The sequence below is a fragment of the Bartonella taylorii 8TBB genome (assembly GCF_902825155.1).
GTDB lineage: Bacteria > Pseudomonadota > Alphaproteobacteria > Rhizobiales > Rhizobiaceae > Bartonella > Bartonella taylorii_A.
Map to the genome: position 1 here is coordinate 64316 of NZ_CADEAG010000008.1, position 13406 is coordinate 77721.

Below are 13406 nucleotides of genomic sequence, written 5' to 3' on the forward strand. Positions count from 1 at the left end.
AAACAATCAAAAACCAACAAAGGGATTGTAAGATCCATTATCCCGCCGCCACTGGAAAGGTTCAGTGAAATGACTTGACCAAAGACCAACTTTATTTTTGCGCGCTGCTTCTTCTGCATGACGATATTGTATTGGAATAGGATTTTTGTTCTCTTTTGAAAGTACCAACATACCCGCTGCAAGACCTGTTTCAGCGAGATCAACCCCATTAACAAAACATTGCGCATAAGAAATACCATTGTGCGTAAGAGCATGCTTACAGGATAAATGCTGACCAAGTGTTTTGGTGACAAGCCAAGCGGTTGTAACCGCACCACAGGGCCATTCTTGACCATTTAATTTTGCTTTTTGATGAGGTGCACAAGTATCCACACCATAGAGATGAATATCACGCGTAATATGGGTACGCCAAGATTGCGCAACAGATGTAAGCAATTTAAATGTAACACCACTCGTAACAGATGCTATACCATGAAAAACATCCGCACTGTTAAATGAAACACTGCTCTGCAACCCAAGAGCTGGTTCATTTTTTTCTAACCCCTGTTCGATGATGGGTTTTGTTCGCTTTTTCTCTTCAAAATCAGCAATATCTTGGACATCTTGCATCGTAAACGGTATGAGAGTGCTCAAATCAATTGTATCTTTATGTTGACTTATCCCCCACAAAACAGAACCTACAATGTAAACAATAACAATCAATTTAAAGCGTACTCGCCTCATGCATTTTATCAAAAAATTCATTGTTTCTCTACCCTTTTACATTTTTATCAACAATTTACCTACTTTTGAAGAAAAAACTCCCTGCAGGATATATTGAATATTGACTACATTTTGTAAATAATTGTATTATCCTTTTAGGATTTTATATTGCCTTTTTGAAAGAAATATATAACTTAAAATTGCCATTTTCATGTAACAGAATCTTAAATTGGAAGTCTTCCGTCTCTTGAGAAGAGGATTCTGAAAGTGAGCAAGAACTACGATCAAAGCTTCGTGTAAATAACAGTTTAAAGGGTAGTTTAGATTGTAAATCGTAAAAAAGCAGAATCCTTCAACTATGAGAGACAAGAGGATGTCAAGGGGTAAGTGATTATTTTTGAGAGAGGTAAAATGACAAATAATATATCCAAGAACATCATATTTATTACTATCATGCTACTTTTAGCTGCCTTCGTTATATCAAATCCTTCTTATGCCTCTTCTGCTACCAGTGGGCTAGGAAAAATTGACTTTGTTTTAGAGAATATTGTTACGATGATGACAGGGCCAACAGCAAGGCTCATTGCGATTATATGTGTTGCTGCTGTAGGTATTGGCTGGATGTACGGCTTTATCGATTTACGTAAAGCAGCTTACTGTATTATTGGTATTGGTATTGTCTTTGGAGCGTCTACTCTTGTTAGTAAATTAGCAGGTACAACATAAATGAACGAAGACACTCTTTTTCTTGCTTGTACAAGGCCGACCATGTTTGCCGGTGTTACGATGGAAGCGATGGCCCTTAATGTTATGGCGACGTCTGTTCTCTTTATTCTCACAAGTGGTTTTAGCATGATTGGTCTTGGCGTTGGAGTACATTTTATTTTACGTGAAGTCACAAAACATGATCACAACCAGTTTCGTGTATTATTTGCTTGGCTCAATACTCGAGGAAAACAAAGAAATCTCAAAAGGTGGGGGGGAGGATCTACATCCCCCTTGCGTCTTATCCGTACTTATAAGGAATTAAGCAGATGAAACAGGCGTCAATCATGCAAAAGGAACTTTTGCCTGAAGAATACATTCCTTATGTACGCTACGTCAACAAGCATGTCATTGCGTTAAATTCACGCTGCTTAATGACTGTTATTGCCGTTGAGGGTGTAAATTTTGACACTGTAGATATTGACCAATTAAATTCTTTACACAACCAATTAAACACACTTTTAAAAAATATCGCCGATGAACGTGTTGCTTTATATTCTCACATCATCCGGCGACGCGAAATGCTCTATCCAGAGGGTTGTTTTCTTTCATCTTTCGCAACAACATTAGATGAAAAATACAAAAAGAAAATGGTTTCGCAAGAGCTTTACAGAAATGATCTGTTTGTTTCGCTGCTGTGGAATCCAGCATCCGATAAAACAGAACAGCTTGCCACATTTTTTCAGCGCTTAGCAAAAGCGAAGAACACACAATCTGAACCAGATAGTGAAGCTATTCGAAAGCTTGAAGAATTAAGCCAGGATTTTATACACGGTTTGGAAGCTTATAATCCACGTCTCTTGTCAGTTTATGAACATGAAGGTATTTTATTCTCTGAGCAAGGAGAATTTCTACACCAGTTGGTAGGAGGAAGGCGTGAGCGTATTCCCCTTACATTTGGCACTATTGCATCAACGATTTACTCAGATCGTGTTATTTTTGGTAAAGAGATTATCGAAATTCGCCATGAAAGCAATGAACGCTTTGTTGGTATGTTTGGGTGGAAAGAATATCCTTCGAGAACCCGCCCTGGTATGACCGATGAATTGCTTACGGCACCGTTTGAATTCATTTTAACACAATCTTTTGTCTTTAAAAGTAAGGCAGCTGCTAGTGCCATTATGGGCCGTAAACAAAATCAAATGATTAATGCGGCAGATCGTGCTAGCTCACAAATTGATGCCCTGGATGAGGCTCTTGATGACTTGGAGTCAAATCGTTTTGTTTTGGGAGAGCATCATCTTTCTTTAGCTGTTTTTGCCGACCATCCTAAAACATTAGCTGAAAATCTCTCGAAAGCGCGTTCGCTTTTGACCAATGGTGGAGCAGTTATCGCCAGAGAGGATTTAGGATTAGAAGCCGCGTGGTGGGCACAATTACCTGGAAACTTTAGCTACCGTGCGCGCTCTGGAGCAATTACCAGCAGAAATTTTGCAGCGTTATCACCTTTTCATTCTTTCCCTGTTGGTAAATTGAAAGACAACGTTTGGGGAGCTGCTGTAGCGTTGTTAAAAACACAGGCGGGTTCACCTTATTATTTTAATTTCCATTATGGTGACCTTGGCAACACTTTTGTTTGTGGCCCATCGGGATCTGGTAAAACGGTGATTGTTAATTTTCTTCTCGCCCAATTACAAAAACATAATCCGACAATGGTTTTTTTTGACAAAGACCAGGGTGCAGAAATTTTTGTACGCGCTGGAGGTGGAAAATATAAACCTTTGAAAAATGGGGAGTCCACAGGCGTTGCTCCCTTAAAAGGCATGGAATACACCGAAAAGAACAAAATCTTTCTTCGTAATTGGGTTTTGAAGCTTGTTACAGCTGAAGGGCAAACAGTAACAGAAGAAGAGCGGCAAGATATTGCTAAAGCTATCGATTCCTTGGGAAGTTTACCCCGTGCACAACGTTCTCTTAGTGCTCTTCAACTGTTTTTTGATAATACGTCAAAAGAAGGGATTGCCATAAGGTTACAGCCTTGGATTAGAGGCAATGCCTTAGGCTGGGTTTTTGATAATGATGAAGATGATCTCAATTTAAATGCACAGTTCATTGGTTATGATATGACCGATTTCTTAGACAATGAAGAAATTCGGCGTCCTTTGATGATGTATCTGTTTCACCGCATCCTTGATCTTATTGATGGGCGACGCATTATTATTGTCATTGATGAGTTTTGGAAAGCACTTGAAGACAATTCATTCAAAGCCTTTGCACAGGATCGTCTTAAAACAATCCGCAAACAAAATGGTATGATGCTGTTTGCCACACAAAGTCCCAAAGATGCTTTGAACTCAACAATTGCACATACGATTATTGAGCAATGCCCTACCCAAATATTTTTTCCAAATCAAAAAGCAAATTACCACGATTATGTTGAAGATTTTAAACTGACTGAGCGCGAATTTGAACTCATACAATCAGAATTGAGCCGAGAATCTCGTCGTTTTCTCGTTAAACAAGGTCAAAGTTCCGTCGTTGCAGAACTTAACTTACGCGGAATGAATGATGAAATCGCCGTTTTAAGCGGCACAACCAAGAATATTGAACTTATGAATGAAATTATTAACGAATATGGAACAGACCCCGAAAAATGGCTGCCCATATTTCATCAAAGGAGAGAAAATCAATGAAAAAATATGGCTTAGCGACACTGTTATCTTTATCTTTCATCTCCCATGCAATGTCACAAACCGCTCTTAATGTAGATGAGTATTATAAAAATGCATTAGAAAACACACAAAAATTAAACACTGCAAAATCAGAAACAGCTGAAAGTGTTTATGAGACTGCAGTAGAAACTGCAAAAAAAATTGAGGAAATACGACAAAAACTTGAAGATGCTAAATTAAAAAAAGAAGATAAAGTTGAAGAATTTCAAGATCTTCGAGCGCAACTGTCTCTTCTTCAAGCAAATCTTCAAGTGAGTTCTTTAAAACTGCAGTCTTTATCTATGATTCAAGCAAACGATACATCAACAAAGGAAGAAATTCGTGAAGAAGAAGCACAAAAGAAGCATCAAGAACTTGCAGAAGAAATAAAAAAGAAACTTGGGAAAAGTAATGTCCGACTTTAGTTACGCCCCTTTTCAGAGCATTTCTGATTATATTGTAGCTCCGCTTGATGTCGTAATGAATACAACCGTGAGTGGTTTATCTTCTGCTATTTCAGCACCACTCAATCTTGCCTCGATCATTTTTATCTTTTTGTATGGTTATAATGTTATGACAGGTCGCACTACTCTTTCTATGCATAACCTCCTCAATAATGTGGTTAAGATCTTTGTTGTAACAACAATGGCAACGAATGCGGATACATTTAATATATATGTTAAAGACATTTTCTTTAATGATTTAGTAAACGCTATTGGGAATGCCCTCAATAATAATCCTACGGGCTCTAATGTCTTTGATCATATTTTGTTAAAGACAAATTCTCGTTATCAAGAAGTCTTAGCGAAAGCTTGGTTTCTTGAAAAGATCACGGTTGCTATTCTTGGCCTTATAATGCTTGCGGCTGTTATTGTCTTTTGTATAGGCGGTTTTATTGTGCAAATGTTTACACAGGTCGCACTTGTAATGATTATAGGTCTTGGACCGCTCTTTATTAGTTTATATTTGTTCAATGCAACAAGGAAATTCACAGATGCATGGATTACAACATTAGTCAACTTTACCATTTTGCAAGTTCTCGTGATCATGCTTGGTACGATTATGTGCAAAATTATCCTGCACGTTCTCAATGGTAGCTATAGTTCAATCTATATTCTTCTCCCTCCTGTCGTTGTGATCTCGGTAGTAGGAGCCATTCTCTTCCGTGCGCTTCCTGGTATTGCTACTGCTCTTGCTTCTGGTGGACCATACTTTAACACTGGTATAGCTTCAGGAGGACAGGTTTTCAACATGCTGTCCATGGGTGCTAGAACTGGTAGTAATGCAGCCAAAAATGCAGTTTCAAAAATCTCTGGTGCTGCAGGTGGTGCGGCAAGAGCTGCAGGTGGTGTGGCAAGCACCGCAGCAAAAGCTGTAAATGCAGGAGGTCGAGGTCGTGGTCGATTTTAATGCAAAATGTTTTTTAGAAAGAACAAGAAAGCTTGTTTTTGTATGGCGTGCGCTAAGAAGCGCACGCTCCACGTGTTTGTTGCGTGAAACACTTGATATTTTCGGTTTTACAAAACCAATCAAACTCTTTCATCGCGTGCTTTTGTAAAATTGTTCAAAGCAAAAGCTTTCATGCGTTGTATTCCAAAGTATTTATGAGTTCGAAAAATGAAACGAAAAATAGCTTTTTTTGTAATCTTGACGATTGTTCTTAGCGGTTGTGCCTCTCTGAGTGGCCCTAAAAAAGCACCGCGATGTAAAGGCAAACAGATCCGCGTTTTAAATAGAGATAAATGGGACTGGCAGAATAAAGGTATCATCTTACGGGAAAAAATTGCAAAGCCTGTTACAACACCCATCATCCTCAACACGCTGGAAAGTGAAAAAGTAACAGCAAATACCTCACTTAATGCAGACTCATTGAATCCCGTAAATCAGAAAAAACTCTCTGATAAAACTGTGGAGATCGCACGTGAAAAGCAATGAATTTGATGAATATATAAAAGAAGCACGTTCTTTCGATATTGATCGTATGCACGGTATGCGCGTGCGGATGAAAGTTGCTATGGCCTTGACGGTATTTTTTGGATTAATGACGATCGCCTTAGCTTTGGCTGTGGCAGCATTAACACCCTTAAAAACCGTAGAGCCCTTTGTTATCCGTGTTGATAATTCAACAGGTATTGTTGATACGGTTAGTGCATTAAAAGAATCTCCCAACGACTATGATGAAGCAATAACACGCTATTTTGCCAGCAAATATGTTCGTGCACGCGAAGGCTTTCAAACCTCAGAAGCACAAAATAATTTTCGCTTGGTCTCTCTTTTGTCTTCACCAGAAGAACAAAGCCGCTTTGCCGCATGGTATGCGGGCAACAATCCAGAAAGTCCGCAAAATGTCTATCAAAACATGGTTGCTACGGTCACGATCAAATCAATCTCCTTTTTAAGCAAAGATCTTATTCAAGTGCGTTACTATAAAACGGTTAGAGAACAAAATGGACAAGAAAACATTTCCCATTGGGTTTCAATTTTAAATTTTTCCTATGTTAATGCACGCATTTCAATAGCGGATCGCTTAATCAATCCCCTTGGCTTCCAAGTGTCGGAATATAGATCCGATCCAGAGGTGATAAAATGATCAGACTCTCCCTAACAGTTTTTTTAACTTTCGTTATCGCGATAAGTTGCTATATAGCCCCTTCATTTGCGGAAACAGCACCTGTGAGTGCACGCAAAGACAATCGCATCAGATTTGTCAATTATGACCCCTATAATGTCACACAAATCATTGGCTCTATTCGTTCTTCGGTCCAGCTTGAATTTGCTGATGATGAAGAAGTAACCTATGTAGGAATTGGCAATTCCGTTGCTTGGCAAGTTGCCCCAGCCAACAATTATGTTTTTCTAAAGCCACGTGAAGTTCAACCCGTTACGAATTTACAAATTGTCACAAGCCGCCAAGATGGAACAAAGCGGTCTTATCAGTTTGAACTCAAAGTGCGTGAAGGCGATGTTTCGGCAGGCAATGAGACATATTTCTTGGTAAAATTTCGTTATCCAGAAGATGAAGCCTTGCGTAAGAAATTAGCCGAAGCAGCAAAAGCCGCACAACGTGAAGAAGAATTTGTCAATGATGTTTTAGATATCCATGAAGATTTTGGACCACGTAATTGGGCTTATGAAGCCCAAGGCTCAACTTTAATTGAGCCTGCTGCTGTCTATGATAACGGTAAAACAACAACCTTCACATTTTTGGGTAATACCGAAATTCCAGCCATTTATCTTGTCTCACTTGATGGACAAGAATCTCTCGTTCCAAAATCGATTAAAGGCAACAAAGTTATTGTTCATGCCACAGCTGCGCAGTTTACTTTGCGCCGTGGAAATGACGTGCTGTGTATCTTTAATAGAAGGTTTTTGCCTGAAGGAATTAATCCTGAAACCGGTACAACATCACCATCTGTACAACGTGAAGTGAACATAGGAAAATACCATGAATGATGAAATGGATGAAATAAACATCAATGATCGTGATATGATAAAGGACGCTCACGGGAAAAAACAACATAGCAATGTAGGTAAAGCAGCTGCTCTTTTCGTTCTTTTTGGTGTCTGTGCTTATTTAGCATATTCCACACTTGTTACAGAAAAAAAGCAACCCATTGAACTTCCAAAGGAAGGAATTATTAAGCAAACAGAGATTTTCCGCCCTGCACAGCCCAAACCTATACCCCTTGAGACAACCGAACAAAGCAACACTTTTTTGCCTAAGGTTGAACTCCCAACGCCCAAAATAGGTCAACCAAAACCTGATGAAGCACTCATGGAAGCAGCACAACGTGCTCCTGTATTAGCTTATGCAAGCACACAGCAAAACAAGACAAATACAGCCGTAAATAATAGTGTTTTGCTTAACCAACACGAAAGCAAATCTGATGAAACAGCACAACACTTTAATCATCTTCTCAAGCCAACAATTCTTGAAGGTATTCGCGCCTCAACCCTTGGCAATCGCAACTACATCATCGCAATGGGAGCTTCTATCCCTTGTATCTTAGAAACAGCGATCAGCAGTGACCAACAAGGATTTACCAGTTGTATCATCTCCAGAGACATCTTGTCAGATAATGGTCGTGTTGTTCTCCTTGAGAAAGGCACACAAATTGTTGGCGAATATCGTGCTGGGTTAAAAAAAGGGCAAAATCGCCTCTTTGTGCTCTGGACTAGAGCAAAAACACCAAAGGGTATCGTTATAACATTAGCTTCACCGGCTACAGATTCTCTAGGACGTTCTGGTATGGATGGAGATATTGATAATCATTGGTTAGAACGGATTGGATCTGCGCTTCTTGTATCGATTGTCAGAGATGCAACAAACTATGCAAAAAGTCGTGCATCAAGAGAACCAAATAAGAGCGATGCTGAAACGTTCTCTGCGGGACAAAGTATTGCAAATATTCTCACAGAAAATTATGCCAATATTCCTCCAACACTGAGCAAAAACCAAGGGGAAATGGTGAATGTTTTTGTTGCCCGTGATTTAGATTTCTCGAATGTTTATAAATTGAAAGTCATAGAAAACAAAAAGCAAATTACCGATCGAGCTCTTTCAAGAAACTTTTATAAAAATCCTGCGGCGACTCTGAAATGAACCAAAACCTGCAAAATTTGCACGATGAAACCGTTGCAATTGTTTTAACAAAACTTGAACCCATCAGTACTTTTCTAAAAGACGAAAGTCTTTTTGAGATTGTTATTAATCGTCCCTATCAAGTGATGGTTGAAGGAATTGAAGGATGGAAAACAATAGAAGCACCAGCCCTCTCATTTAATGAGCTTATGGGAATTGCTAAAGTTGTCGCTTCCTATTCTAAGCAAAATATATCGGATAAAAATCCAATATTATCAGCTACTTTACCGGATAATGAACGTATTCAGATTGTCATTCCTCCGGCAGTAGAAAAAGACACGATCAGTATGACAATTCGCAAACCATCATCGCAGAATTTTTCCCTCGAAGATCTTGCCAATAAAGGGCTTTTTTCGGTGTGTGAACAGGTATCATTCACGTCTCTAAATGATTATCAATCGCGTTTTAACGAACTCAAAAGTGTAGAGCAGGATTTGATAACCACCTATTACAATAAAGACTTTGTTTCTTTTTTAAATCAAGCTGTAAGATATCAAAAAAACATTTTGATTGCCGGCAAAACTGGTTCGGGGAAGACAACGTTGTCGAAAGCATTAATTGCTAAAATTCCCAAGGATGAGCGTATTATAACCATTGAAGATACACAAGAATTGGTTGTATCACAGCCCAACCATGTTTCTATGATTTATTCAAAAGATGGACAAGGTTTAGCCTCTGTTGGTCCCAAAGAATTGCTTGAATCTGCTTTACGCATGCGTCCTGACCGCATTCTTTTACAAGAGCTTCGAGATGGTACAGCTTTCTATTATATCCGTAATGTCAATTCAGGTCATCCAGGTTCGATTACCACAGTTCATGCCTCAACAGCACTTTCTGCCTTTGAGCAAATGACCCTTTTGGTCAAAGAAAGTGAAGGCGGAGGCGATTTAGAGCGTGATGATATTCGGGGTCTGCTGATTTCAATGATTGATATCATCATTCAATGTAAACGGATTGAAGGAAAATTTAAAGTCACAGAAATCTATTATGATCCATTCAAACAACGAAACATCTTTGGAGGAAATTAAGAAGAACCACACCTACAAAAAAGACTTTTATAGAAAAACAACTATTCAAAAACAATAAAGGGAAAATGAAAGAAAAAAAACGCTGCAAAGCGGTTGGTATAACCAGCAATGGCTGTATCTCTGAAGAGTTCAGGATTCATTCTGAAATTCTTAAAGTTTAGAAACATACGCGAAAGGGAATATTTGACTAGAGAAATTTAACATTCTTGTAGACAACGTTAGATTGTAAGGAGATAATTATGCCAAAAACACCCTCACCTAACAATTATTTTTATCCTGGTACGAGCACGCTCAAAAATAAATATGGGATAAAAGACACCGTTTTCTTTATGGAGGTGTATGCGCGTGATGTAGCAGAAGGAATAGCTCAGCTACGTACAGAACCACTACCAGATAATCTTGATGCCTCCTATTTGTCCTATATTCATAAAAAGTTATTTTTTAACACATTTGAGTGGGCTGGGCATCCACGTAATATTCCCTTCACATTTGAAGATGGTACCACTGCTGTCATGCCAGAAATGGTGGACCCAGAGTGGGGAACTGTTTTTGCAACCGGTGATCAAATAAGCAAAAACTTAACAAAGCTGAGTGGAGAACTCTTCAAAGAGAATAATTTACAAGGTTTATCGCGCGAAGAATTCGTCGAGCAAGCAACACCATTATTTGCGTTTCTTCACGCTACACATCCTTTCAGAGTAGGCAATAGCTGTACACAGGAGCTCTTTTTTGAAAGTATTGCCAGAGCAGCAGGCCATTCGCTTGACTTTTCGCTTGCAAAACAAGAGGATATAAGTTTTGCCTGTATTAAAGCAGCGGAAGAAGGCGATCTAGAACCTTTGAAAAGTTTGTTTGAGCATATCTCTAATCCACAACATGTTTCAAAGGAACTCCTGAGCCATACGAAAACGCAACAAAAAGACCATGTTAGCCCTGAACAATGGAAAACCTTAAAAAGTGAGGGTGAAGCTATCTTTACAACCTCAAAAACTGGAAATTTTGGCAACGTTCTCATCCCCAAAAAAAACTTACCCCCATTAGCAAAAACTGAAATTAATACAATGGTAGGAGAAGATCCCAATATACGCGAAAGTCGAGAAAGAATTCAAAGTTTATCAAAACTTGTTTATGGCAAGTCAAAAATACTAGACAAACAGATGATGCAGATTTCTACAAACTTTACAAACCCATCATCTGCTGCTTATAAACTTTCCCATCAGATGAAAATAAATCCTAAGTCTGTTGGCAAACTTGCGGGTATCAGTTTCTGTGGACTGAAAAACGCGAGGCGCAGAACAGCCGAAAAAAATGTGACGGAACTCACTAACGAAATTGTAAATTTCTCGCTTACTGTAAGACATGTTCAGAAAGAAATTACCAGAGATTATCAAAACGAACAAGAGCGCTGTGCGACAGAGGTCAGAATGCCAAGTGAAAGCTTGCAAGCTATCCTTGCCGCACCAAAAGAATTACAGAGACAAGCCTTCAAAGAATCTCCTGCGCTTGCCAAAGAACTCGATACTTTTGTAAAAGTACTCCATAAACGTCTCTCCCCAGATGAGCAAAAAGCAATCAAAAGCGAGGATTATAAGGAGCTCGCTAAAATAATGGGTCTATCAGAAGAGAAAGCACAGCAAATTACAAGTGTCGCTCGGAAAGCCAAAGTAGCACATCTGAATTCTGAAACACAAACGCGTGCAATAAAACACTCAAAAGGGCTTGCCATAGCCAGCTAAAAGATATGAGACCCTGCTCATTCATTTGAATATGCGTGGGCAGGCTCTACTAGCACTCTCCCTAGGAAAAAAGGAGATGCATGATAGCATCAGTAAATAAAGGGCATTTTACATCATACCCTATTAAAAAACGAAAGTAAGGCACAATGAAATACACAAAAATACCGCGAACAGTTATTATAGCACGAGAAGAATTACAAAAATGAAGGAAAAAACGCCGCAAAGCTGTTGGTATAACCAGAAATGGCTATATACCTGAAGAGTTAAGGTTTCATTCTGAAACTCTTAAAGATTAAAAGCATACGCGAAAGGGGATATTTGACCAGAGAAATTTAACACTCTCGTAGACAACGTTAGATTATAAGGAGATAATGATGCCAAAAGCAAAAGTGAAAACAAAAGGAATTCCCTCACCTCATCATTATTTTTATCCTGGTACGGACACGCTCAAAAATAAATATGGGATAAAAGACCCCACTGTCTTGATGGAAGTGTATGCGCGTAATGTAGAAGAAGGAAGAGCTCAGCTACGTGAAGAACAACTCCCAGATTATTTTGATGCCTCCTATTTGTGCTATATTCATAAAAGGTTATTTTCTAGAACATTTGAATGGGCTGGGCAGCTGCGTCATGTTCCCTTCACATTTAAAGATGGCACCGTTGCTGTCATGCCAGAAATGATAAGCTCAGAGTGGGGAAGTATTTTTGCAACCGGAGATAAAATCCACAAAGACTTACAAACACTGGATCAAATACTCTTAGAGAAGAATAATTTGCAAGGTTTATCGCGCAAAGAATTTCTCGATGACGCATCCGTATTATTTGCTTCTCTTCACCATACATGTCCTTTCAGACTAGGCAATGAACATGCACAGGAGATCTTTTTTGAAAATCTTGCCGAGGCGGCAGGTCATTCGCTTGACTTTTCGCTCGTAACACAAGATTCTCTAAAGCTTGCCAGTATTAAAGCAGAAGAAGAAGAAGATCTAGAACCTTTGAGAAATTTGTTTGAGCTTATCTCCAATCCACAACGTGTTTCAAAGAAACGCATGAGCCCCACAAAAACGCAACAAAAAGGCCATGTTAGCCCTGAACAACCGAAAACCTTAAAAGACGAAGAAAAAACGGCCTTTACAGTTAGAACAACCAAAGAGCTTGAAAATGTTCTCATCCCAGGAAAAAAATTAGTCCCTTTAGAAAAAAATAAACTTTTTGAAATGATCGCGGAAGATGCCTGTGTCCACACCTGTCGAGAACAAATTGAGATTTTATCAAAACTTGTTTATGGTAACCCCAAAATACTGAACCAAAAGATGGTGGAATTTATTACAAATCCATCATCTGCTCAAGAAACTGCCATCCAGATTAAACTATTACCTGAATCTTTTGCCAAGCTTGCAGGTATCAATTTCTGTGGACTGAAAAACGCGAAGCGCAAAGAGGCTGAAGAATCTAGTGATATGCTCGCTCACGCAATTGTAAATTTTTCGCATGCTGTAAAAAATGCTGAGGAAGAAATTACCCAAGATTATCGAAATGAACAAATGCGTCGTGAGAAAGCGGTCGGAATGCCAAGTGAAGACTTGCAAAATCTCCTTAACTCATCAAAAGAAATGCAGAAAACAATCTTGAGAAACTCTCCTACACTGCAAAAGGAACTCTATGATTTTGTAAAAAACACCAACAATCGTCTCTCCTCAAATGAGCAGAAAGTGATCCAAAACGGTGATTATAAGATGCTCGCTAAAATTATGGATATAACAGAAAATAAAGCAGAGCAAGTTACAAATATCGTTCAGAAAGCCAAAGAAGCGTACCAGCAATCCCAAATGCATACAATGAATCGCTCAAAAGTGCTTGCCATAGCCAGTTAAAAAATATG

13 protein-coding genes are annotated in these 13406 nt (G+C 38.9%); 12 read left to right on the forward strand and 1 reads right to left on the reverse strand.

Going from position 1 to position 13406, the window contains the following annotated elements:
* Nucleotides 1-6 precede the first annotated feature (6 nt).
* Complete coding sequence (locus tag J7R13_RS07000; RefSeq protein WP_208438052.1) at nucleotides 7-744, reverse strand: thermonuclease family protein; 738 nt, start codon at nucleotides 742-744, stop codon at nucleotides 7-9.
* A gap of 369 nt (nucleotides 745-1113) precedes the next feature.
* Here J7R13_RS07000 and J7R13_RS07005 point away from each other — a divergent pair, with 369 nt between their 5' ends.
* From J7R13_RS07005 to J7R13_RS07060, 12 genes are all read left to right on the forward strand, one after another.
* Nucleotides 1114-1428: a TrbC/VirB2 family protein gene (locus J7R13_RS07005; RefSeq protein WP_208438053.1), complete on the forward strand. Its 315-nt coding sequence runs from the start codon at nucleotides 1114-1116 to the stop codon at nucleotides 1426-1428.
* Nucleotides 1429-1740 (forward strand): VirB3 family type IV secretion system protein, encoded by a 312-nt coding sequence (locus tag J7R13_RS07010; RefSeq protein WP_208438054.1) that lies wholly within the window; start codon nucleotides 1429-1431, stop codon nucleotides 1738-1740.
* Entirely contained in the window at nucleotides 1737-4100 is a 2364-nt protein-coding gene (locus tag J7R13_RS07015; RefSeq protein ID WP_208438055.1) for a VirB4 family type IV secretion/conjugal transfer ATPase, read from the forward strand. The genes J7R13_RS07010 and J7R13_RS07015 overlap by 4 nt, the downstream gene beginning before the upstream one ends.
* Entirely contained in the window at nucleotides 4097-4543 is a 447-nt protein-coding gene (locus J7R13_RS07020) for a TrbJ/VirB5 family protein (RefSeq protein WP_208438056.1), read from the forward strand. The genes J7R13_RS07015 and J7R13_RS07020 overlap by 4 nt, the downstream gene beginning before the upstream one ends.
* Nucleotides 4530-5528: a TrbL/VirB6 family protein gene (locus J7R13_RS07025; protein WP_208438057.1), complete on the forward strand. Its 999-nt coding sequence runs from the start codon at nucleotides 4530-4532 to the stop codon at nucleotides 5526-5528. Before J7R13_RS07020 ends, J7R13_RS07025 begins: the two co-directional genes overlap by 14 nt.
* Before the next feature lie 207 nt (nucleotides 5529-5735).
* On the forward strand, nucleotides 5736-6053 hold the full coding sequence (locus J7R13_RS07030; protein ID WP_208438058.1) for a type IV secretion system protein VirB7: 318 nt from the start codon (nucleotides 5736-5738) through the stop codon (nucleotides 6051-6053).
* Entirely contained in the window at nucleotides 6040-6708 is a 669-nt protein-coding gene (locus tag J7R13_RS07035) for a VirB8 family type IV secretion system protein (protein WP_208438059.1), read from the forward strand. Before J7R13_RS07030 ends, J7R13_RS07035 begins: the two co-directional genes overlap by 14 nt.
* Nucleotides 6705-7571 (forward strand): P-type conjugative transfer protein VirB9, encoded by an 867-nt coding sequence (gene virB9 / locus J7R13_RS07040; protein ID WP_208438060.1) that lies wholly within the window; start codon nucleotides 6705-6707, stop codon nucleotides 7569-7571. The genes J7R13_RS07035 and virB9 overlap by 4 nt, the downstream gene beginning before the upstream one ends.
* Nucleotides 7564-8721 carry a type IV secretion system protein VirB10 gene (gene virB10 / locus J7R13_RS07045; protein ID WP_208438061.1) on the forward strand — a complete coding sequence of 386 codons (1158 nt, stop codon included), beginning with the start codon at nucleotides 7564-7566 and terminating at the stop codon, nucleotides 8719-8721. The genes virB9 and virB10 overlap by 8 nt, the downstream gene beginning before the upstream one ends.
* Entirely contained in the window at nucleotides 8718-9788 is a 1071-nt protein-coding gene (gene virB11, locus J7R13_RS07050; RefSeq protein WP_208438062.1) for a P-type DNA transfer ATPase VirB11, read from the forward strand. Before virB10 ends, virB11 begins: the two co-directional genes overlap by 4 nt.
* A gap of 239 nt (nucleotides 9789-10027) precedes the next feature.
* Nucleotides 10028-11524 (forward strand): BID domain-containing T4SS effector, encoded by a 1497-nt coding sequence (locus J7R13_RS07055; RefSeq protein ID WP_208438063.1) that lies wholly within the window; start codon nucleotides 10028-10030, stop codon nucleotides 11522-11524.
* A 374-nt stretch (nucleotides 11525-11898) separates the two neighbouring features.
* The gene (locus J7R13_RS07060; RefSeq protein WP_208438064.1) at nucleotides 11899-13398 is read left to right on the forward strand and encodes a BID domain-containing T4SS effector; all 1500 of its coding nucleotides are present in this window, start codon (nucleotides 11899-11901) and stop codon (nucleotides 13396-13398) included.
* The last annotated feature ends 8 nt before the right edge of the window (nucleotides 13399-13406 follow it).

Bases quoted from the DNA above. Each gene is read 5' to 3' on its own strand.
- J7R13_RS07000 (WP_208438052.1), bottom strand. From the start codon at position 744: ATGAATTTTTTGATAAAATGCATGAGGCGAGTACGCTTTAAATTGATT.
- J7R13_RS07005 (WP_208438053.1), top strand. From the start codon at position 1,114: ATGACAAATAATATATCCAAGAACATCATATTTATTACTATCATGCTA.
- J7R13_RS07010 (WP_208438054.1), top strand. From the start codon at position 1,429: ATGAACGAAGACACTCTTTTTCTTGCTTGTACAAGGCCGACCATGTTT.
- J7R13_RS07015 (WP_208438055.1), top strand. From the start codon at position 1,737: ATGAAACAGGCGTCAATCATGCAAAAGGAACTTTTGCCTGAAGAATAC.
- J7R13_RS07020 (WP_208438056.1), top strand. From the start codon at position 4,097: ATGAAAAAATATGGCTTAGCGACACTGTTATCTTTATCTTTCATCTCC.
- J7R13_RS07025 (WP_208438057.1), top strand. From the start codon at position 4,530: ATGTCCGACTTTAGTTACGCCCCTTTTCAGAGCATTTCTGATTATATT.
- J7R13_RS07030 (WP_208438058.1), top strand. From the start codon at position 5,736: ATGAAACGAAAAATAGCTTTTTTTGTAATCTTGACGATTGTTCTTAGC.
- virB9 (WP_208438060.1), top strand. From the start codon at position 6,705: ATGATCAGACTCTCCCTAACAGTTTTTTTAACTTTCGTTATCGCGATA.
- virB10 (WP_208438061.1), top strand. From the start codon at position 7,564: ATGAATGATGAAATGGATGAAATAAACATCAATGATCGTGATATGATA.
- virB11 (WP_208438062.1), top strand. From the start codon at position 8,718: ATGAACCAAAACCTGCAAAATTTGCACGATGAAACCGTTGCAATTGTT.
- J7R13_RS07055 (WP_208438063.1), top strand. From the start codon at position 10,028: ATGCCAAAAACACCCTCACCTAACAATTATTTTTATCCTGGTACGAGC.
- J7R13_RS07060 (WP_208438064.1), top strand. From the start codon at position 11,899: ATGCCAAAAGCAAAAGTGAAAACAAAAGGAATTCCCTCACCTCATCAT.